The sequence below is a fragment of the Pseudomonas fluorescens genome (assembly GCF_004683905.1).
Classification (GTDB): Bacteria; Pseudomonadota; Gammaproteobacteria; order Pseudomonadales; family Pseudomonadaceae; genus Aquipseudomonas; species Aquipseudomonas putida_A.
The window spans coordinates 447,917-467,880 of record NZ_CP038438.1; the positions used below are offsets into that span (position 1 = coordinate 447,917).

16 protein-coding genes are annotated in these 19,964 nt (G+C 61.7%); 11 read left to right on the top strand and 5 right to left on the bottom strand.

The genetic code is table 11. The annotated features are described in order from the left end of the window. Positions 1–20: 20 nt before the first annotated feature. From hslV to E4T63_RS02050, 4 genes are all read right to left on the bottom strand, one after another. Positions 21–551 (bottom strand): ATP-dependent protease subunit HslV, encoded by a 531-nt coding sequence (hslV, locus tag E4T63_RS02035; RefSeq protein ID WP_135294788.1) that lies wholly within the window; start codon positions 549–551, stop codon positions 21–23. 289 nt (positions 552–840) lie between these two features. Further along, on the bottom strand, positions 841–1,548 hold the full coding sequence (locus E4T63_RS02040) for an SPOR domain-containing protein (RefSeq protein ID WP_041074932.1): 708 nt from the start codon (positions 1,546–1,548) through the stop codon (positions 841–843). A 1-nt stretch (position 1,549) separates the two neighbouring features. Further along, complete coding sequence (gene argS, locus E4T63_RS02045; RefSeq protein WP_135294789.1) at positions 1,550–3,286, bottom strand: arginine--tRNA ligase; 1,737 nt, start codon at positions 3,284–3,286, stop codon at positions 1,550–1,552. Between the two features lie 239 nt (positions 3,287–3,525). Further along, positions 3,526–5,745, bottom strand: coding sequence for a primosomal protein N' (locus tag E4T63_RS02050; protein WP_135294790.1), 2,220 nt, complete (start codon positions 5,743–5,745; stop codon positions 3,526–3,528). A 286-nt stretch (positions 5,746–6,031) separates the two neighbouring features. On the opposite strand from E4T63_RS02050, the gene rpmE reads away from it, so the two are divergent. The 3 genes from rpmE to E4T63_RS02065 all read left to right on the top strand — a co-directional run bounded on the left by rpmE (position 6,032) and on the right by E4T63_RS02065 (position 8,523). Continuing rightward, a complete protein-coding gene (gene rpmE, locus E4T63_RS02055) occupies positions 6,032–6,247 on the top strand; it encodes a 50S ribosomal protein L31 (protein WP_007968345.1) in 216 nt (71 codons plus the stop codon). A gap of 41 nt (positions 6,248–6,288) precedes the next feature. Beyond that, the gene (locus E4T63_RS02060) at positions 6,289–7,071 is read left to right on the top strand and encodes a thermonuclease family protein (protein ID WP_135296900.1); all 783 of its coding nucleotides are present in this window, start codon (positions 6,289–6,291) and stop codon (positions 7,069–7,071) included. Between the two features lie 183 nt (positions 7,072–7,254). After that, positions 7,255–8,523 carry a malic enzyme-like NAD(P)-binding protein gene (locus tag E4T63_RS02065; protein WP_003220889.1) on the top strand — a complete coding sequence of 423 codons (1,269 nt, stop codon included), beginning with the start codon at positions 7,255–7,257 and terminating at the stop codon, positions 8,521–8,523. 320 nt (positions 8,524–8,843) lie between these two features. Here E4T63_RS02065 and E4T63_RS02070 read toward each other — a convergent pair whose 3' ends face one another. Next, a complete protein-coding gene (locus tag E4T63_RS02070; protein ID WP_373558105.1) occupies positions 8,844–11,288 on the bottom strand; it encodes a penicillin-binding protein 1A in 2,445 nt (814 codons plus the stop codon). Between the two features lie 219 nt (positions 11,289–11,507). Between E4T63_RS02070 and E4T63_RS02075 the strand changes: the two genes are divergently transcribed. The 8 genes from E4T63_RS02075 to E4T63_RS02110 all read left to right on the top strand — a co-directional run bounded on the left by E4T63_RS02075 (position 11,508) and on the right by E4T63_RS02110 (position 19,749). Then, positions 11,508–12,572 carry a pilus assembly protein PilM gene (locus tag E4T63_RS02075; RefSeq protein ID WP_096794691.1) on the top strand — a complete coding sequence of 355 codons (1,065 nt, stop codon included), beginning with the start codon at positions 11,508–11,510 and terminating at the stop codon, positions 12,570–12,572. Further along, positions 12,572–13,138: a PilN domain-containing protein gene (locus E4T63_RS02080; RefSeq protein WP_134785244.1), complete on the top strand. Its 567-nt coding sequence runs from the start codon at positions 12,572–12,574 to the stop codon at positions 13,136–13,138. The genes E4T63_RS02075 and E4T63_RS02080 overlap by 1 nt, the downstream gene beginning before the upstream one ends. Continuing rightward, complete coding sequence (gene pilO, locus E4T63_RS02085) at positions 13,135–13,758, top strand: type 4a pilus biogenesis protein PilO (protein ID WP_098966813.1); 624 nt, start codon at positions 13,135–13,137, stop codon at positions 13,756–13,758. Before E4T63_RS02080 ends, pilO begins: the two co-directional genes overlap by 4 nt. Beyond that, positions 13,755–14,282, top strand: a complete 528-nt coding sequence (locus E4T63_RS02090; RefSeq protein ID WP_098966815.1) for a pilus assembly protein PilP — start codon at positions 13,755–13,757, stop codon at positions 14,280–14,282. Before pilO ends, E4T63_RS02090 begins: the two co-directional genes overlap by 4 nt. Before the next feature lie 13 nt (positions 14,283–14,295). Then, positions 14,296–16,374 carry a type IV pilus secretin PilQ gene (gene pilQ, locus E4T63_RS02095; protein ID WP_135294791.1) on the top strand — a complete coding sequence of 693 codons (2,079 nt, stop codon included), beginning with the start codon at positions 14,296–14,298 and terminating at the stop codon, positions 16,372–16,374. Between the two features lie 4 nt (positions 16,375–16,378). After that, a complete protein-coding gene (gene aroK, locus E4T63_RS02100; protein ID WP_027611316.1) occupies positions 16,379–16,897 on the top strand; it encodes a shikimate kinase AroK in 519 nt (172 codons plus the stop codon). 151 nt (positions 16,898–17,048) lie between these two features. Further along, a complete protein-coding gene (aroB, locus tag E4T63_RS02105; RefSeq protein WP_027611317.1) occupies positions 17,049–18,149 on the top strand; it encodes a 3-dehydroquinate synthase in 1,101 nt (366 codons plus the stop codon). A 10-nt stretch (positions 18,150–18,159) separates the two neighbouring features. Then, positions 18,160–19,749: an AAA family ATPase gene (locus E4T63_RS02110; RefSeq protein ID WP_123585560.1), complete on the top strand. Its 1,590-nt coding sequence runs from the start codon at positions 18,160–18,162 to the stop codon at positions 19,747–19,749. The last annotated feature ends 215 nt before the right edge of the window (positions 19,750–19,964 follow it).

The window sequence follows — 19,964 nt, forward strand, 5'->3', positions numbered from 1 at the left end:
GCACTTTGGCCGCGTCAGGCTTATTCAGCGAGATCCTGCTCCTCAATGGTCTGAGTGTGGTTGGTGAATACGCAGATGTCGCCGGCGATACCGAGGGCAGTTTCGACGATCTCACGGGCCGACAGGTCGGTCTTTTTCAACAGTGCGCTGGCTGCAGCCTGTGCATAGCCACCGCCGGAACCCATGGCGATCAGGCCATTCTCGGGTTCGACCACGTCACCGTTACCGGTGATGATCAGGGACGCGTCCTTGTTGGCGACCGCGAGCATGGCTTCGAGGCGGCTCAGGGAGCGGTCGGTGCGCCATTCTTTGGCGAGTTCGACAGCGGCGCGGATCAGGTGGCCCTGATGTTTCTCGAGCTGGCCTTCGAAACGTTCGAACAGGGTGAAGGCGTCGGCGGTGGCACCGGCGAAACCGGCGATGACCTGGCCGTGGTACAGGCGACGAACTTTCTTCGCGTTGCCTTTCATCACGGTGTTGCCGAGAGAAACCTGGCCGTCGCCGCCCATGACGACTTTGCCGTGGCGGCGGACTGAAACGATGGTGGTCAAGGGAAGAGTCTCCACGCAGCGGGGCGAAAATGCCTTATGCCCATTCATATGGGGGTGCTGGAGAGGATTTCAACCGGGCAGGGCAATGGGAGACGAATGGTGTTTGATGACTGTGGCGAGGGGATTTATCCCCGATGGGGCGCGAAGCGGCCCTGAGACCTGCGATTGCAGCCGGTCTGGCACACCGCGCATGCTGGATTTACGACTGCTGCGCAGCCGGTCGGGGATGAATCCCCTCACCACAGGGATTGTGGGCAGCCTCGGAATGAGGCTGCCCACGGGGGGGCAATCAGCGGCTCTGGCGTTGTTGTAACAACAGGTTGCTGAAGCCGCTGCCGGCCAGTTGTTTCTGCGCAGTGGTCAGTTGCTCGCGATTGCTGAACGGGCCGACCAATACGCGGTACCAGGTTTCATCCTTCACCGTGCCCGACTCAACCGAAACAGCCTGGCCCAGCAGAATGATCTGCGCCCGCACCTTGTCCGCGTCCGCCTCTTTGCGGAACGAACCGGCCTGGAGGAAGAACTTGGTCACCGGCGCCGCTTTCGCCACCGGTGGCGCTGGCGGCGGGGTAATACCTGACAGCGCAGCCTGCGCCCGCGCGGTGTCGATCTTCGCCGCTTCCGCCGGGGTGACCGGCGTGGTCGGCACTTGTGGCGTCGGCAGGGTTTTCTCCGGCACGGCATCCGGCGGCACGATCACTTCCGATTCCGGCAGCAAGGTGTAGAAGTCGTACTTCGGCTTCACCGGTTGCGTCGGGCTCGGCGGGGTCTTGTTGGCCTCGGCGATCTTCGACGCTTTCTGCTGCTGCGCCTGCTCGACTTTCTCGCGCTTGACCGTGTCGCTGCCCTTGCCCGGCTCCAGTTTCATCAGGAACACGATGAACGCACCGACCGTCAGGCCGATGGCCATCCACAGCCAGCCCGGGATCGGTTGCTTTGCAGGAGCTTGGTAACGGCTGGCGCCACGCTTGGGTGCAGGTTTTTTCTTGGCAGCCAACTTACATGCGCTCCAGAGTTTCCAGGCCCAACAGTTCCAGGCCTTGCTTGAGAGTACGACCGGTCAGCGCGGCCAGACGCAGACGGCTCTGCATCTGGACCGGCGTCTCGGCGGCGAGGATCGGGCAGTTCTCGTAGAAGCTGGAGAACAGACCGGCGACGTCATACAGATAGGTGCAGAGGATGTGCGGTGTGCCTTTTTCCGCGACGTTGTTCAGCACTTCGCCGAACTGCGCCAGTTTCGCCGCCAGCTCTTGCTCGTGCGCCGCTTCGAGGACGATCTGGCCATCGACTTCGCTGAAGTCCTTGCCCAGTTTGCGGAACACACCGGCCACACGGGTATAGGCGTACAACAGGTACGGCGCGGTGTTGCCTTCGAAATTCAGCATCAGGTCGAAGTTGAAGCTGTAGTCGCTGGTGCGGTGCTTGGACAGGTCGGCGTATTTCACCGCACCGATGCCGACAACCTTGGCGATGTTGCGCAGTTCGTCTTCGGCCAGTGTCGGGTTTTTCTCTTTGACCAGGTTGTAGGCACGTTCCTGCGCTTCGGTCAGCAAATCGATCAGCTTCACGGTGCCGCCATCACGGGTCTTGAACGGACGGCCGTCGGCGCCATTCATGGTGCCGAAGCCCATGTGCTCCATTTCCATCGGATGGGTCACGAAACCGGCCTTGCGCGCCACGGCGAACACTTGCTGGAAGTGCAGGGCCTGACGCTGGTCGACGAAGTACAGCGCGCGGTCGGCCTTCAGTTTGCCAGAACGATAGCGCACGGCCGCCAGGTCAGTGGTGGCGTACAGGTAACCGCCGTCAGCCTTGACGATGATCACTGGCAGCGGATCGCCGTCGGCGTTCTTGAACTCGTCGAGGAACACGCACTGGGCGCCGTTGCTCTCGACCAGCATGCCGGCGGCTTTGAGGTCGTTGACCACGTTGATCAGGTCGTCGTTGTAGGCGCTTTCGCCCATCACGTCGGCCATGGTCAGTTTGACGTTGAGCAGTTCGTAGATCTTCTGGCAGTGCGACAGCGAGATGTCCTTGAACCTGGTCCACAGCGCCAGGCACTCGGCATCGCCGGCCTGCAGCTTGACCACCAGACCACGGGCGCGGTCGGCGAACTCTTCGGATTCGTCGAAACGCTGCTTGGCGGCGCGGTAGAAGTTTTCCAGATCGGACAGCTCGTCGCTGGTGATCGGGTTTTCCTGCAGATACGCCATCAGCATGCCGAACTGGGTGCCCCAGTCGCCCACGTGGTTCTGGCGGATCACTTCGTCGCCGAGGAACTCGAGAACACGGGCCACGCCGTCGCCGATGATCGTCGAGCGCAAGTGGCCGACGTGCATCTCTTTGGCCAGGTTCGGTGCCGACAGGTCGACCACGGTGCGCTGCGCCGGGCCGGCCTTGCGCACGCCAACGTTAGCGTCGGCCAGAGCGGCGTCGAGGCGCGAGGCGAGGGCCTGGGTGTTCTGGAAGAAATTGATGAAGCCCGGACCGGCGATTTCGGCCTTGGTGACGTTCTCGTCGGCCGGCAGCGCAGCGATGATTTTCTCCGCCAGATCGCGCGGCTTCATGCCCGCAGGCTTGGCCAGCATCATGGCGATGTTGCTGGCGAAGTCGCCGTGGGTTTTGTCGCGGGCGTTCTCCACCTGAATCGCCGGCGACAGGCCTTCAGGCAACACACCTTCGTTGACGAGTTGGGTGAGGGCTTGTTGGATCAGCTGGCGAATGGTGTCTTTCATGGTCTTCTCTTTCGACCGCAAGCGCGGCGGCGCATCGATGCGCGGGTGGAAAAACTGGGCATTATCCGTTGCGAAGACGGGCTTGCCAACCTTAGCAGGCAGCTTATGGATATGTGGTGACAATTCGGGCCTATTCGCGAGCAAGCCCGCTCCCACAGGGGATCGGTGTCAGACACATAATCTATGAACGCCGCAGATCCAATGTGGGAGCGGGCTTGCTCGCGAAGGCGATTTTCAGATCAATACAGATCCACGGGATCGACATCCAGCGACCAGCGCACCGCGCGCCCGCTCGGCATCTGCTCTAATTCCAGCAACCAGCTGGCGAGCAACCGATGCAGCGGCGTCCGCGCTGTCGCCTGCACCAACAACTGTGCACGATAGCGACCGGCTCGGCGCTCCATCGGCGCCGGCACCGGCCCGAGCAATTCGATGCCGCTCAGATTCTGCTCGACCAGCAAGCGTTCGGCCGCGCTGCATGCCTCATCGAGAAAACCTTCGGCCTGCCCCGGTTTGTGCGCTTCGGCACGCAACAGGGCCAAGTGTGAAAACGGTGGCAGTCCGGCAGCCCGGCGCTCGCTCAAGGCCTGCTCGGCGAAAGCGAAGTAACCCTGCTCGGTCAGTTGCACCAATAAAGGATGGTCGGCCAGGTGGGTCTGGATGATCACCTTGCCCGGCTCCTCCGCCCGCCCGGCGCGCCCGGCGACCTGCACGATCAATTGCGCCATGCGCTCGCTGGCACGGAAGTCGCCGGAGAACAGTCCGCCGTCGGCATCCAGAATCGACACCAGCGTAACCCGGGGGAAGTGGTGCCCCTTGGCCAACATCTGGGTGCCGACCAGAATGCATGGCTGACCCTTCTGAATGGTCGCGAACAGCTGATTCATCGCGTCCTTGCGCGAAGTGCTGTCGCGGTCGACGCGCAGCACCGGGTAGTCCGGGAACAGAATCGCCAGGCGTTCTTCGGCGCGTTCGGTGCCGGCGCCCACCGGCCGCAGATCGACTTTGTTGCACTTGGGGCATTGGCGCGGCGTGCGCTCGACGTTGCCACAGTGGTGGCAGCGCAGTTCGCCGTAGCGCTGGTGCACGGTCATTCGCGCATCGCAGCGTGAGCACTCGGACATCCAGCCGCAATCGTGGCACAGCAACGTCGGCGCAAAGCCGCGCCGGTTGAGAAACACCAGCACCTGCTGGCCGGCCGCGAGGGTCTGGCCAATGGCTTGTTGCATCGGCCCGGAAATGCCGCTGTCCAGCGGACGGCTTTTCACGTCCAGCCGCAGGAAACGTGGTTGCCTGGCGCCGCCGGCCCGCTCGTTGAGGCGCAGCAGGCCATAACGACCGGTGTAGGCGTTGTGCAGGCTTTCCAGTGAAGGCGTGGCGGACCCGAGGACGATCGGGATGTTTTCCTGTCGCGCGCGCACCAGTGCCAGATCCCGGGCGTGGTAGCGCAGGCCTTCCTGCTGTTTATAGGAGCCGTCGTGCTCTTCGTCGATGATGATCAGCCCCGGGTTCTTCATCGGGGTGAACAGCGCCGAGCGAGTGCCGATAATAATGTCGGCCTCGCCGTCGCGGGCAGCGAGCCAGGCGTCGAGGCGCTCACGGTCGTTGACCGCCGAATGCAGCAGGGCGATGCGCGCGTTGAAGCGCTGTTCGAAACGCGCCAGGGTCTGCGGGCCGAGGTTGATCTCCGGGATCAGCACCAGCGCCTGCTTGCCTGCTTCGAGGGTTTCGCGGATCAGTTGCAAATAGACTTCGGTCTTGCCGCTGCCCGTGACGCCGGCCAGCAGAAACGCGTGATAACTGTCGAACCCGGCACGGATCGCTTCGTAAGCGGCGCGTTGTTCGGTGTTCAGCGGCAACTCCGGTTGCGCCAACCAATGTTCATGGCGCACGCCAGGAGCGTGCCGACGAATCTCTACTTGCACCAGACCCTTGGCCAGCAGCAGGTCGAGGCTGTCCTTGCTCAGCATCAGCTTGCTCAACAACTGATGGGCCACGCCGTGCGGGTGCTGCGCCAGTGTTGCCAGTGCTTCCCGTTGCCGTGGCGCGCGGGCGACGCGCGGATCATCGAGGCTGGCGCCGGGGGCGACTGACCAGAAGCGCTCCTGTCGCGCCTCGGCCAGTTCGCCCTGACGCAGCAGCACCGGCAGCGCCCAGCTCAAGGTGTCGCCGAGGCTGTGCTGGTAATACTGCGACGTCCACAGGCACAGCTTGAACAGTGCGGGCGGCAGCGGCGGCTCTGCATCGAGCAGGGCCAACGCCGGTTTGAGTTTCTCCAGCGGCACGTCGCTGGTATCGGTGATCTCGACCAGAATCCCGATCATCTCCCGCCGCCCGAACGGCACCCGCAGGCGCATGCCCGGCTGCAACTGGGCGCGCAGCACCCCGGCCGGGGCCCGATAGTCGAACAGGCGGCGCAGGGGCGAAGGCAGGGCGAGGCGCAGAATGGCGTCGGGCACGCGGGGGGATCTCTATCAACACAAAAGGAGGCTTGGCGCAGATCAACTGTGGGAGCGAGCTTGCTCGCGAACGCGGTGTGTCAGGCACGAAGTCATCAACTGGCACAACGCATTCGCGAGCAAGCTCGCTCCCACAGGGGAGTGCGTTCAAGCCCGGGAGCCTAGCAGACGGTCGGTCTCAGGGACAGCTTGCGCGATTGACATTGTCTGGTAGAATCCGCGGCCTAATTACGTGCGGTATTCAACAATAGTGTTGGGTGGCGGCACGCTAGCTGAGGAAGACATCATGAAAGCTGATATCCACCCGAATTACCCAGAAGTTGCAGTAACCTGCAGCTGCGGCAACAAGTTCGAAACCCGTTCGACCTTCGGCAAAGCCCTGGCGATCGACGTTTGCAACGAGTGCCACCCGTTCTACACCGGTAAGCAGAAGACTCTGGACACCGGTGGCCGCGTTCAGAAGTTCGCCGACCGTTTCGGTGCCTTCGGCGCCAAGAAGTAAGATTGGTCATTCTGGAAAACTTCGACGGTTTCTCCAGGCTGATGAAAAAGGCGTCCCTTGTGGGCGCCTTTTTTGTGTCCGCGATTTGGCTGTCCGCTGCCCAGGCATTTTGCCCCACGCCTGCCGGCCTCAGCAGCGTCAGCGTCCAGCGCGTGGTCGATGGCGACACGCTACGCCTGAGCGATGGGCGCAGTGTGCGGATGATCGGTCTCAACACGCCGGAGCTGGGCAAGCAGGGTCGCAGTGACGAGCCCTTCGCCGTGGCGGCGCGCAAACGCCTTGAAGCCTTGGTGGCGGACAGCGGTGGGCGGGTCGGTTTGCAACCCGGCCAGCAGGCCAAAGACCATTACGGTCGCACCCTCGCGCATGTCTACAGCACCAGCGGCACCAATCTTGAAGCGAAAATGCTCGCCGACGGCCTCGGTTTTCAGGTGGCGGTGGCACCGAATGTCGATCTTGTTACCTGTCAGCAGGCGGCCGAACGCAGCGCCCGGCAGGCCGGTCGGGGCCTGTGGCGCCAGTTACCTGTACTGAAAGCGGAGCAGATCCGCACTTCGGGTTTCGCCGTGGTCAGTGGGCGTGTGAGCAAGGTTCAACGCAATCGCGGCGGAATCTGGATCGAGTTGCAGGACTCGGTTGTACTGCGCGTTGCACCCAATCTGGTCGGACAATTCGACAACGCCCGGTTGCAGACGCTACAGGGCAGGCAGATCGAGGCTCGCGGCTGGGTCGTCGACCGTTCGCGGCGTGGCGGGTTGAAACCGGGTCAGCCGCGTTGGCTGCTGCCGTTGACCGATCCGTCGATGCTGCAAAGCGCGCGCTGAAGAAAAATTGTAGACATTTTTTCTGTCGATTGTGAACAGTCCAGCCCTTGTGCGCCGTGGCTCTTGGCCCAAAGTCGTAGGACAGGGCGCTTGACAGGGGTGACCGCTCAGTCTTGTGGGGACTTTGCGAGGCGCGTATCCTCGCTGACCAGTCTGTCCAACAGTAAAAAGCGGAATGCCAAAATGTCTGATCTGAAAACTGCCGCTCTCGAATATCATGCCAATCCTCGTCCAGGGAAGCTGAGTGTCGAGCTCACCAAGGCCACTGCTACCGCCCGCGACCTGTCGCTGGCCTACAGCCCCGGCGTAGCTGAACCAGTGCGTGAGATCGCCCGCGATCCTGAACTGGCCTACAAATACACCGGCAAGGGCAACCTGGTTGCAGTCATTTCCGATGGCACCGCGATTCTGGGCCTGGGTAACCTCGGCCCACTGGCCTCCAAGCCAGTGATGGAAGGTAAAGGTGTACTGTTCAAGCGCTTCGCCGGTATCGACGTATTCGACATCGAAGTCGACTCCGAAAGCCCGCAAGCCTTCATCGACACCGTAAAACGCATCTCCATCACCTTCGGTGGCATCAACCTGGAAGACATCAAGGCGCCTGAGTGCTTTGAGATCGAACGTGCTCTGATCGAGCAGTGCGACATTCCGGTATTCCACGATGACCAGCACGGCACCGCGATCGTGACCGCTGCGGGCATGATCAATGCCCTGGAAATCGCCGGCAAAACCCTGCCGGAAGCCAAAATCGTCTGCCTCGGCGCCGGCGCTGCGGCCATCTCCTGCATGAAGTTGCTGGTGAGCATGGGCGCAAAAATCGAAAACATCTTCATGGTTGACCGTACCGGCGTGATCCACTCCGGCCGTGATGACCTGAACCAGTACAAAGCCGTGTTCGCTCACGCCACCGACAAGCGCAGCCTGGCTGATGCTCTGAAAGGCGCTGACGTGTTCGTCGGTCTGTCCGGCCCGAACCTGCTGAGCGCTGAAGGTCTGCTGTCGATGGCGGCCAACCCGATCGTCTTCGCCTGCTCGAACCCGGATCCGGAAATCTCCCCGGAACTGGCGCACGCCACTCGCAGCGACGTGATCATGGCCACCGGTCGTTCCGACTACCCGAACCAGGTCAACAACGTTCTGGGCTTCCCGTTCATCTTCCGTGGTGCCCTGGACGTTCGCGCCAAGCGCATCAACGAAGAAATGAAAGTGGCTGCGGCCAACGCCCTGCGCGAACTGGCCAAACTGCCAGTGCCACAGGACGTGTGCGACGCCTACGGTGGTGCGCCTCTGGAATTCGGTCGTGAGTACATCATTCCGAAGCCAATGGACAAGCGCCTGATCACCCTGATCTCCGACGCTGTGGCCAAGGCTGCGATCGAGACCGGTGTGGCCACCCTGCCGTATCCGAAGAACTACCCGCTGAAAAGCGTGGATGACGTGTTCAACGGCTAAGCCGTTGTAGCGCTTCAACGAAAGCCCCGGCTTGTGAGAGTCGGGGCTTTTTTGTGCCTGAAGATCAAGAGCCCCCTCACCCTAACCCTCTCCCAAAGGCAGAGGGGACTGACCGAGTTGTCTGGGTTCATACGCCGACCTATAAGGGTGGTGTCGATTATGGATTCGGCACAGCACGTTCAGGTCGGCGCAACGCCCGAGCATCCCCCAATCAGTCCCCTCTCCCTCCGGGAGAGGGCTAGGGTGAGGGGGCTCTTGATTTTCAGGCATAAAAAAGCCCCGCACTTCTTTCGAAGGCGGGGCTTTTTGGGGCGCATTGATCAGAACAGATCGATCGGTGCCTGCTCATCCGCCGGCAGCGGACTGCCCGGTACGGCGCCGTTGCCCAGCTCATTCACCGAGGGCGGCGTGTCTTCGGACTTGAACAGCTCGAAGTAGGCGCCCGGCGTGCTCGGCGTTGCCGCACGACCGCTGACCGGATCCACCCGCAGGCTGAGAATTCCTTCCGGCTCAGGCTGTACGTGCGGCGGCTTGTCCTTGAGCGCGGCAGACATGTAGTTCATCCAGATCGGCAACGCCACGGTGCCACCAAACTCGCGGCGACCAAGGCTTTCCGGCTGGTCAAAGCCGGTCCACACGGTGGTCACGTAATCGGCGTTGTAACCGGAGAACCACGCATCCTTCGATTCGTTGGTGGTACCGGTCTTGCCGGCGATGTCGCTGCGACCCATGGCCAGTGCGCGGCGTCCGGTGCCGAGCTTGATCACGTCCTGCAGCATGCTGTTGAGGATGTACGTGGTACGTCCATCGACGATCCGCTCGGCAACGGCCGGCGCTTGTGGCGCAGTGGCAGCGCCCGGTGCTTCACCCGGAACCGGTGCGGCGTTGACGGTGATCGGCTGAGACTCCGGCGCGGCAAGGCCATCGGTCGCCGAGCCACCCTGTGGCACGGTCGGCGGGTTGGCGACGAACAGCGTGTCACCGTTGCGGCTTTCGATCTTGTCGATGATGTACGGGGTGATCTTGTAGCCGCCGTTGGCAAAGGTGCTCCAGCCGGTAGCGATTTCCATCGGGGTCAGGGTCGCGGTGCCCAGCGCCAGCGACAGGTTCGGCGGCAGGTCCTGCTTGTTGAAGCCGAAGCGGGTGATGTAGTCGATGGTCTTGCCCACACCCATCGCCTGCAACAGGCGGATCGACACCAGGTTACGTGACTTGTACAGCGCCTCGCGCAGACGGATCGGGCCGAGGAAGGTGTTGGTGTCGTTCTTCGGCCGCCAGACCTTGTCCAGGTACTCGTCGACGAACACGATCGGCGCATCGTTGACCAGCGTCGCGGCGGTATAACCGCTGTCCAGTGCAGCACTGTAGACGAACGGCTTGAAGCTCGAACCCGGCTGACGCTTGGCCTGCAGGGCGCGGTTGTAGTTGCTCTGCTCGAACGCAAAGCCGCCGACCAGCGAGCGGATCGCGCCGTTCTGCGGATCCAGCGATACCAGCGCGCCTTGCGCCTGCGGGATCTGGCTGAATTTCAGCGAATTGTTCGGCTGACGCTGCACGCGAATCAGATCGCCGACCTGCGCCACATCCGACGGTTGGCGCGGTGCGGCGCCCATGCTGTTGGTGTTGAGGAACGGCCGCGCCCATTTCATGGTGTCCCAGGCGACGTGTTCTTCGCCGGTACGGGTCAGCACCTGCAAGCCATTCTTGTCGACCTGGGTAACGATGGCCGGCTCCAGGCTGCTGATGGTGCGCTGCTTGGTCAGCTCGGTCGCCCAGGCTTCGTGAGTCTTGCCCGGCAGGCGCGACTCGGGTCCGCGGTAGCCATGGCGCTGATCGTAGGTCATCAAGCCTTCGTGCAGCGCGGTGTTGGCCATTTCCTGCAGGTTGCTCGGCACCGTGGTGGTGACGCGGAAACCTTCGGTGTAAGCGTCGCTGCCATAGCGACCGACCATTTCGGCACGGGCCATTTCGGCGATGTACGGTGCGTTCACTTCCGGGGTCGGCACGTGATAGCTGGCGTTCAGCGGCTCGTTGATCGCGGCGGTGTAGTCAGCCTCGGAAATCTTTCCGAGCTTGTACATGCGTCCGAGAATCCAGTCGCGGCGCTCCTTGCTGCGCGCCGGGTTGGCCAGCGGGTTGAAGCGCGACGGGGCTTTCGGCAGGCCGGCGATCATCGCCATCTGCGCCAGGCTGACGTCGCGGATCGACTTGCCGTAATACACCTGCGCCGCCGCCTCGATGCCGTAGGCGCGGTTACCCAGATAAATCTTGTTCACGTACAGCTCGAGGATCTCGTCCTTGGTCAACTGCCGTTCGATCTGCAGGGCCAGAAGAATCTCGGTGGTTTTGCGCGAGAAGCTGCGTTCGCTGGTCAGGAAGAAGTTCTTCGCCACCTGCATGGTGATGGTGCTGCCGCCGGACTGAATGTGCCCGCTTTTGACCAGTTGGGTCGCGGCGCGCATCAGGCTGCTCGGATCGACGCCATAGTGGTTGGCGAAATTGTCGTCTTCAGCACTTAGTAACGCATTAATGAAATTGGGTGGAATGTCGGCGAAACGGATCGGAGTACGGCGCATTTCGCCAAATTCTGCGATCAACTTGTTGTCGCTGCTGTAGACCCGGAGCGGAATCTGCAACTGAATGCTTCTCAGCGCCTCCACAGACGGCAAACCCGGACTAAGGTAAAGAAACGCGCCGCTGAGACCTAAAAGCAGTCCGCAGAAAACGGCGACGATGGACCAACCGAAAAATTTCAGCAGACGAATCAAGGCTTTTGAACATCCAGGGCAAAGAATGAATTGGGCGGCAGGGTTCCGGTAACACACAGAACAGCCTGGGCCGGCAGTAAAAAGCGGAAAAAAACGCTGGGCATTATAAGCACTTTTCTGCTGGGGGCGTCATTTGCGCTTCTGTCAAGACGGGGTGAAGGAACGCAATGCGTATTACAGAGTCCGTAACTCACGGAAAGTCATAGGGAATTGGTAGTGCTGGGACTCTTCAAGAAAAAGACCAATACGTTACTGGGGATCGACATCAGCTCCACTTCGGTGAAGCTGCTGGAGTTGAGCCGTCAGGGCGATCGCTACCGGGTCGAGGCCTACGCGGTAGAGCCGCTGCCGCCCAACGCCGTGGTCGAAAAGAACATCGCCGAGCTCGAAGGCGTGGGCCATGCCTTGTCCCGGGTGCTGGTCAAGGCACGCACCGGGCTCAAGAGCGTGGCGGTGGCGGTGGCCGGTTCTGCGGTGATCACCAAGATCATCGAGATGGACGCCGGACTGACCGATGATGAGCTGGAAAACCAGCTGAAGATCGAAGCCGACCAATACATTCCCTATCCACTGGACGAAGTCGCCATCGATTTCGAAGTCCAGGGCGTGTCGCCGCGCAACCCGGAGCGCGTCAGCGTGCTGCTGGCCGCCTGTCGCAAGGAAAACGTCGAAGTCCGCGAAGCGGCGCTGGCGCTGGCGGGGCTGACCGCGCGCGTGGTCGATGTCGAGGCCTATGCGCTGGAGCGCTCGTTCGGCCTGCTCGCTACTCAACTGGCAGCCTCGCAGGAACGCCTGACCGTGGCGGTGGTGGACATCGGCGCGACCATGACCACCCTCAGCGTCCTGCACAACGGCCGCATCATCTATACCCGTGAGCAGCTGTTCGGTGGCAGGCAGCTGACTGAGGAGATCCAGCGCCGCTACGGCCTGACCGTCGAGCAGGCCGGGCTGGCGAAAAAGCAGGGCGGTCTGCCGGACGACTATGTCAGCGAGGTATTGCAACCGTTCCGTGATGCTCTGGTGCAGCAGGTCTCGCGCTCGTTGCAGTTCTTCTTTGCCTCCGGGCAGTACAACGCGGTCGATCACATTCTGCTGGCCGGCGGCACCGCCTCGGTGCCGGGGCTGGATCGGCTGATCGAACAGCGTCTGGGCACCCCGACCCAGGTCGCCAACCCGTTTTCCGACATGGCCTTGAGCAGCAAGGTCAACGCCGGAGCCCTGGCCAGTGACGCGCCGGCCCTGATGATTGCTTGCGGGCTCGCGCTCAGGAGTTTCGACTGATGGCGCGGATCAACCTTCTCCCCTGGCGTGAGGAACGTCGCGAAGAGCGGCGCAAACGCTTTCTGCTGATCCTGATCGGGGTGTTCGTCGGTTCGGTGGGCGCAGTGTTCATCGCCGATCAGATCTTCAGTACCGCCATCGAGCGGCAGGCAGCACGCAATGACTACATTGGCAAACAGATCGCCGTGGTCGACGAACGGATCAAGCAGATCAGCGAACTCAAGGCACGGCGCCAGCAACTGGTCGAGCGCATGCGCATCATCCAGGACTTGCAGGGCAACCGGCAGATCAGCGGACGGATCTTCGACCAACTGGCGCGCACGCTGCCGGACGGGGTGTATTTCACCAGCGTGAAATTGCTCGGCAAGACGCTGTCGATCAGTGGCGCGGCGGAGTCGAACAATCGCGTCTCGGAGCTGATGCGCAATCTGGACGCTTCCGACTGGTTCGATGCGCCCAGCTTGAACGAGGTGAAAGCGACGACCGCCGGTCAGGTGGATCAGGCCAACGTCTTTCAGCTGACTGTGCGTCAGACCCAGCCAGCCGTGACGGAGGGCGAAAAATGAAGCCGTCCGAATGGCTGCAAAGTCTGCGCAACATCGACTTCAACGATCTGGACACCAGCAATATCGGCTCCTGGCCGGCCGCGGTGAAAACTATCGCGGGAGCATTGCTGGCGGTGCTGGTGTTGGCGCTTGGCTATAACTTTTTTATCAGCGACATGGAAAACCAGCTGGAAGCCAAGCGTCAGGAAGAGGACACCTTGAAGGAGCAGTTCGCCAGCAAGGCGCACATGGCTGCCAACCTGGAGCTCTACACCCAGCAGATGAAGGAGATGGAGACCTCCTTCGGCGTGCTCTTGCGGCAGTTGCCCAGCGACACCGAGGTCCCGGGATTGCTCGAGGACATTACCCGTACCGGGCTGGGCAGCGGTCTTGAATTCGAAGAGATCAAGCTGCTGCCGGAGGTGACCCAGCCGTTCTACATCGAGCTGCCGATCCAGATCACTGTCACCGGGGCTTACCACGACCTCGCGACCTTCGTCAGTGGCGTCGCCGGGTTGCCACGGATCGTCACCTTGCACGATTTCGAACTGGCACCGGCCAATCCCGACGGCGGGACGAAGCTGCGCATGAGCATCCTCGCCAAGACCTACCGCTATAACGACAAGGGGTTGGACAAATGACCCCGATCCGTTATTTCGCCCTGTCAGTGCTGGTGCTCGGCCTCAGTGGTTGCGGCAGCAGTGACGAATTCAGCGACCTCGACGCCTACATGAACGAAGTGCGTCTGCGCCCGGCCGGCAAGATCGAGCCGACGCCGACCTTTCATTCCTATCCCACCTTTACCTACAGCGCGGCCAACCTGCGTAGCCCGTTCTCGCGCCAGGTGCGCGTCGATCTGGCCGGGCAGCAGCGTGGCTCGCGCAACGTCAAACCCGACCCCAACCGGGTCAAGCAATACCTCGAAGGTTTCAACATCGAGCAGTTTGAAATGGTCGGCACGATCTCCAATGCCAGCGGCTCCTTCGCCTTGCTGCGCGGGGCGGGTGCAGTGCATCGGTTGAAAGTCGGCGACTACCTGGGGCGCAACGACGGGCGCATTGTCGCCATCAGCGCCACTCAGGTCGATGTGGTCGAGATCGTGCCCGACGGCGAAGGCGCCTGGCTGGAACGTCCGCGCACCATTCCTTTGAAAGAGCACTCATAGTGGAAGTCGAACAATGAACAGGATTTTCTCCACCCTCGGTTTTTCGCTATGGATAGCGCTGCTTTCACCGATGGTTCAGGCGGCCAGCCTCAAGACGCTGGATGTCGCGGCGTTACCGGGTGATCGCATCGAGTTGAAGCTGTCGTTCGACAGCCCGCCACCGCAACCCAAGGGCTACACCACCGAATCGCCGGCGCGAATCGCCCTGGATCTGCCGGGTGTCGCCAGCCAACTGACGAGCAAGACCCGCGATCTGGGCAGCGGTAACGCGCGAACCGCCACAGTGGTGGAAGCCAACGACCGCACGCGCCTGATCATCAGCCTGACGCAACTGACGTCCTACACCTCGCGGGTCGAGGGCAACAATCTGTTCGTGGTGGTCGGGCAGGGCGCCAAGCCTGCTGCGCCACGGCCAGCCGCTGTTGCGCCGCGACCGGTCGCGGCTCCAGTGCCGGCGAAGGCTTATACCCCCGTCGCCAAAACCATTCGTGGTGTCGACTTCCAGCGCGGCACGGCGGGTGAGGGCAACGTGGTCATTGACCTTTCGGATCCGACCATCGCCCCGGACATCCAGGAGCATGACGGCAAGATCATCCTCAGCTTCGCCCGCACGCAATTGCCCGACAGGCTGCGGGTACGCCTCGACGTCAAGGATTTCGCCACCCCGGTGCAGTTCGTCAACGCTGCCGCCACCGGTGATCGTGCGGTCATCACCGTCGAACCCAGCGGCACGTTCGACTATTCCACCTATCAGACCGACAACAAACTGACCGTCAGCATTCGCCCGATGACGGTCGATGATCTGCAAAAACGTAACGCCGATCGCAACAGCTACAGCGGCGAAAAGCTTTCGCTGAATTTCCAGGACATCGACGTGCGCTCGGTGCTGCAACTGATCGCCGATTTCACCAACCTCAATCTGGTGGCCAGCGATACCGTGCAGGGCGGGATCACCTTGCGTCTGCAAAACGTGCCATGGGATCAGGCGCTGGACCTGGTGCTGAAAACCAAGGGGCTGGATAAACGCAAGATCGGCAACGTGTTGCTGGTGGCGCCGGCCGACGAAATCGCCGCCCGCGAACGCCAGGAACTGGAGTCACAGAAACAGATCGCCGAACTTGCGCCGCTGCGCCGCGAGCTGCTGCAAGTGAATTACGCCAAGGCCGCGGATATCGCCAAGCTGTTCCAGTCGGTGACCAGCGCCGAGGCGAAAATCGACGAGCGTGGCTCGATCACTGTCGATGAGCGCACCAACAACATCATTGCCTACCAGACCCAGGATCGCCTCGACGAACTGCGGCGGATCGTGGCGCAACTGGATATTCCGGTGCGTCAGGTGATGATCGAGGCGCGGATTGTCGAAGCCAACGTCGATTACGACAAGAGTCTGGGCGTGCGCTGGGGCGGTTCGATCCAGAACAAGGGCAACTGGAACACCTCGGGGGTCAGCAATGGCTCGTCGACCACCATCGGCACGCCGGGCAGTACCAGTACCAACTCGCCGTTCGTCGACATGGGCACGGTGGGTAATACCTCGGGGATCGGCATCGCCTTCATTACCGACAATGTGCTGCTCGATCTTGAGCTGACCGCCATGGAGAAGACCGGCAACGGTGAGATCGTCTCGCAGCCCAAAGTGGTCACCTCCGACAAAGAGACGGCGAAGATCCTCAAGGGCACCGAGATTCCGTATCAGGAGGCGAGCTCCAGCGGTGCGACGTCGGTGTCGTTCAAGGAGGCTTCGCTGTCGCTGGAAGTGACGCCGCAGATCACCCCCGACAACCGCATCATCATGGAGGTCAAGGTCACCAAGGACGAACCGGACTACCTGAACAAAGTGCAGGATGTACCGCCGATCAAGAAGAACGAGGTCAACGCCAAGGTGCTGGTGAACGACGGCGAGACCATCGTGATTGGGGGCGTTTTCTCAAATACTCAAAGCAAGGTCGTAGATAAGGTGCCATTTCTTGGCGATGTGCCGTATCTTGGCCGCCTTTTCCGGCGTGATGTGGTTTCGGAGAAAAAATCCGAGCTGCTGGTATTTCTCACTCCGCGTATCATGAATAACCAGGCGATTGCTGTGAGTCGTTGATTCTGTGCGAAATTTGATTCTTGTAGGACCGATGGGCGCTGGAAAAAGCACCATCGGCCGGTTGCTGGCCAAAGAGCTGCGCCTGCCGTTCAAAGATTCCGACAAGGAAATTGAACTGCGCACGGGCGCCAATATCCCGTGGATCTTCGACAAGGAAGGCGAGCCCGGCTTTCGTGACCGTGAGCAGGCGATGATCGCCGAGCTGTGCGCGTTCGACGGCGTGGTACTGGCGACCGGCGGCGGTGCGGTAATGCGCGATGCCAACCGCAAGGCCCTGCACGCGGGCGGGCGGGTGGTGTATCTGCATGCCTCCGTCGAGCAGCAGGTCGGGCGTACGTCGCGCGATCGCAATCGTCCTTTGCTGCGCACCGCCGATCCGGCGAAAACCCTGCGAGACCTGCTCGAGATCCGCGATCCGCTCTATCGAGAGATCGCCGATCTGGTGGTTGAAACCGACGAACGGCCACCGCGCATGGTGGTGCTCGACATTCTCGACCGTCTGGCGCAGCTGCCACCCCGTTAAAGCGCCGCCGGAAATGCGCTATCCTCGGCGTCCTGTCACAGCCGCCGAGGTTGTGGCGGATGGCGTGCGAGCGGCGTCAGATTCGCTATAGGCCGCAGACAACCAATAATTCAGGGCAGGACGCCTGCTTCCATCTTCACTGTGGGGACACATGCAGACACTCAAGGTCGATCTAGGCGAGCGCAGCTACCCGATTCATATTGGCGAAGGTTTGTTGGATCAGCCCGAGTTGCTGGCGCCGCATATCCATGGGCGGCAAGTGGCAATCATCTCCAACGAGACCGTTGCGCCGCTCTATCTCGAACGTCTGACCCGCAGTCTTGCGCAGTTCTCGGTGATCTCGGTGGTGCTGCCGGACGGCGAAGCCTTCAAGAACTGGGAAACCCTGCAACTGATCTTCGACGGCCTGCTGACTGCCCGTCACGACCGCCGCACCACAATCATCGCCCTCGGTGGTGGTGTCATCGGTGACATGGCCGGTTTTGCCGCCGCCTGCTACCAGCGCGGTGTCGATTTCATCCAGATTCCTACCACGCTGCTGTCCCAGGTCGATTCGTCGGTGGGCGGCAAGACCGGTATCAACCATCCGCTGGGCAAGAACATGGTCGGCGCGTTCTATCAGCCGAACGTGGTGCTGATCGATACCGCGTCCCTGAAAACCCTGCCAGAGCGTGAGCTGTCCGCTGGTCTGGCTGAAGTCATCAAGTACGGTCTGATCTGCGACGAGCCGTTCCTGACCTGGCTTGAAGACAACGTCGACGCTCTGCGCGCGCTGGATCAGAAGGCCCTGACCTATGCCATCGAGCGCTCCTGCGCGGCCAAGGCTGCAGTGGTCGGTGCCGATGAGAAGGAAACCGGCGTGCGCGCCACGCTCAATCTCGGCCACACCTTCGGCCACGCCATCGAGACCCACATGGGCTATGGTGTCTGGTTGCATGGTGAGGCGGTGGCCGCTGGCACCGTGATGGCGCTGGAAATGTCCGCGCGTCTGGGCTGGATCAGCGAGCAGGAACGTGATCGCGGCATTCGTCTGTTCCAGCGTGCCGGTCTGCCGGTGATTCCGCCGGAAGAAATGACCGAAGCCGATTTTCTCGAACATATGGCAATTGATAAAAAAGTGATCGACGGTCGTCTGCGCCTGGTGCTGCTGCGCCGGATGGGCGAAGCGGTGGTGACCGCCGATTATCCGAAAGAGGTTCTACAGGCCACGCTGGGAGCGGATTACCGCGCTCTGGCTCAGCTTAAAGGTTAATAAGATTCCGATGACTAGTTTGCATGCCGACGAGGCGTTCCTCGGCCATTTCCAGTTAAGTCACGACCCTTTCGCGCCGCGGGTGCCGGGCTTCAAATTCTTCCCGGCCCAGCGCAAACCGGTGCTGGGGCAATTGCACCACCTGGCGCGTTATAGCCAGTTGCTGCTGGTGGTCACCGGGCCGCAGGGCAGCGGCAAGACCTTGTTGCGTCAGGCGCTGGTAGCCAGCACCAACAAGCAATCGGTGCAAAGCGTTGTCGTGTCGGCCCGTGGAGCTGGCGATGCCGCCGGCGTGCTGCGTCAGGTGGCTCAGGCACTGAACGTGGCTCAGGCCGAAGTTGGCGCGATTCTGGATCAGGTAGTGCAACTCGCGCTTACCGGCCAGGAGGTCTATCTGCTGGTGGATGACGCCGAGCAGCTCGACGAATCCGCCCTCGAAGCGCTGATGGCGCTGGGTGCCGGGGCACCGGAAGGTCGCCCGCATGTGTTCCTGTTCGGTGAGTCGTCGCTGATCGCGCAACTGGAGGCCTTGCACCTCGAGGAAGAGCGCTTCCACGTCATCGAACTGCAGCCGTATACCGAAGAAGAGACCCGCGAATATCTCGACCAACGGCTGGAAGGTGCGGGCCGGGGTGTCGAACTTTTCACCGCGGATCAGATCTCTGAGATTCACGAAAGCGCCGAGGGTTGGCCTGGCAACATCAACCAGGTCGCTCGCGATGCACTGATCGAAGTCATGATTGCCAGCCGCTCTGCGGTCAAGCGTCCAAGTATGGGGTTCAACATGCCGAAGAAACACGTATTGGCGATATCCGCCGTCGTTGTGGTCGCGGTCGCCGCCGCCTGGCTGATGCCGGGTCGCAACAAGGCGCCAACCACCGGCGCACCCGCCAACGAACAGGCACAACTGCCATTGGGTCAGGGCGCCAAGGGTGGCGCACCGAATGTCGAGTTCGCCGGCAATACCCAGCCGATGCCGCTGCCGCTGGTCGGCAACTCGCAACCGGTGATGCGCGGCCCGTTGGCTGAAGCCGCAGGCGGCATCACTGAAGGTGACGACGGCGTGCCGGTCGAAGGCTCCAGCGCAACGCCGCCGACCGTCACCACTTCCGCACCACCGGCAGGTGTTCCGGCCGGCCCGGCTCCGACGCCAGTACCTGTTCCGGCGGCCAAGCCGACCCCGGCACCGACTCAGGTCGCCACCGCCAAGCCTGCTCCGGCAGCGCCAGCGGCCAAACCGGCTCCGGCTCCGGCCAAGCCTGTTGCGGCTGCCAAACCGGCCGAGAAGCCGGTTACCGTGGCCAAGGCTGCCGGTGGCAGCTGGTACGCCGGTCAGCCGACCAGCAACTACGTGGTGCAGATCCTTGGCACCAGCTCCGAAGCGACCGCGCAAAACTTCGTCAAGGAGCAGGGCGGCGAGTACCGTTATTTCAAGAAAGTCCTCAACGGCAAGCCTCTCTACGTGATCACCTACGGCAACTTCGCCAATCGTGATGCAGCCGTTTCTGCCATCAAGGCCTTGCCAGCGAAGGTTCAGGCTGGTAAACCTTGGCCTCGCACTGTCGCCAGCGTCCAACAGGAACTGGCAACAACTCGCTGAAGATTCGGCGGCCTTACCCAGGCCGCCTCTCCAAGCACCTCAAAATTTCTACGAGTGCGCGCCGTCTCTACAGACCGCGTGCCTTGTGGTGTCTGCGTCACAGTAGTCTTTGAGTCGTTGCGGTCAAAATTAAAAAAGTTTTGACTAGCACAGCAGATCGCTTTAAACCTTTCACAAATGCGACATGAATTTGCGACATTTCGTCGTCAAATTTG

What these genes read in the sequence shown, in the direction of transcription:
- argS (WP_135294789.1), bottom strand. Translation starts at nt 3,286, where the DNA reads ATGAAAGACACCATTCGCCAGCTGATCCAACAAGCCCTCACCCAACTC.
- rpmE (WP_007968345.1), top strand. Translation starts at nt 6,032, where the DNA reads ATGAAAGCTGATATCCACCCGAATTACCCAGAAGTTGCAGTAACCTGC.
- E4T63_RS02060 (WP_135296900.1), top strand. Translation starts at nt 6,289, where the DNA reads ATGAAAAAGGCGTCCCTTGTGGGCGCCTTTTTTGTGTCCGCGATTTGG.
- E4T63_RS02065 (WP_003220889.1), top strand. Translation starts at nt 7,255, where the DNA reads ATGTCTGATCTGAAAACTGCCGCTCTCGAATATCATGCCAATCCTCGT.
- E4T63_RS02080 (WP_134785244.1), top strand. Translation starts at nt 12,572, where the DNA reads ATGGCGCGGATCAACCTTCTCCCCTGGCGTGAGGAACGTCGCGAAGAG.
- pilO (WP_098966813.1), top strand. Translation starts at nt 13,135, where the DNA reads ATGAAGCCGTCCGAATGGCTGCAAAGTCTGCGCAACATCGACTTCAAC.
- E4T63_RS02090 (WP_098966815.1), top strand. Translation starts at nt 13,755, where the DNA reads ATGACCCCGATCCGTTATTTCGCCCTGTCAGTGCTGGTGCTCGGCCTC.
- pilQ (WP_135294791.1), top strand. Translation starts at nt 14,296, where the DNA reads ATGAACAGGATTTTCTCCACCCTCGGTTTTTCGCTATGGATAGCGCTG.
- aroB (WP_027611317.1), top strand. Translation starts at nt 17,049, where the DNA reads ATGCAGACACTCAAGGTCGATCTAGGCGAGCGCAGCTACCCGATTCAT.
- E4T63_RS02110 (WP_123585560.1), top strand. Translation starts at nt 18,160, where the DNA reads ATGACTAGTTTGCATGCCGACGAGGCGTTCCTCGGCCATTTCCAGTTA.